We start from the raw sequence: 658 nt of genomic DNA on the forward strand, positions 1-658 counted from the left end.
GCAGCGAGGAAATTGGCCGGGTTCTTATCATAACGTGTGGCAATACCACGATAGTGCTTGATGCGGTTAAAGAAGCGTTCGACCAGGTTTCTCTGGCGATAGACCCATGGTGAGAACGCGAAGACGTCTTTACGGCTGGATTTGGGAGGAATATTGGCCCAGATTTTGAGGTCTGCTGCTGTCTTGCGGATGGCGTCGGTATCGTAAGCCTTGTCCGCAAGCAGCGTGCCGCCTTCTTTAACGCACGCCATGAGACCTTCAGCCTGCGAGCAGTCAGCAACCTGACCACCCGTCAGGCAAAGATTGATCGGACGGCCTTTTGCATCAACAATTGCGTGGATTTTGCTTGTGAGGCCACCCCGGGAACGTCCCATGCAACCATCGTCGGCATCCCCTTTTTTCCTGTTGCTCCGTGCTGGTGGACACGAACACAGGTGCTGTCGATCATAACGATATCACCGTCATAGGCCTGAGAGACTGCCTCCAGCAATCGATCCCAGACACCAGCACGTCGCCAACGAACGAACCGGTTGTAGCAGGTCGTTGCAACACCATAGCGCTCAGGGATTTCGGACCATGATGACCCGGTGCGAAACCGCCACAGAATACCATTGAGCACCATGCGATCATCAACGCGGGGCACGCCGCGAGGTTTGCA

The 658-nt window shown here is 55.2% G+C and carries 1 pseudogene; it reads right to left on the bottom strand.

Features of this window, described 5'->3' with window-relative positions:
* Nucleotides 1–658, bottom strand: a pseudogene (locus JAU75_RS23905) (IS5 family transposase); the annotation flags it as partial.

It is taken from the genome of Ochrobactrum sp. Q0168, from assembly GCF_016427605.1.
In the GTDB taxonomy this organism is placed as follows: domain Bacteria; phylum Pseudomonadota; class Alphaproteobacteria; order Rhizobiales; family Rhizobiaceae; genus Brucella.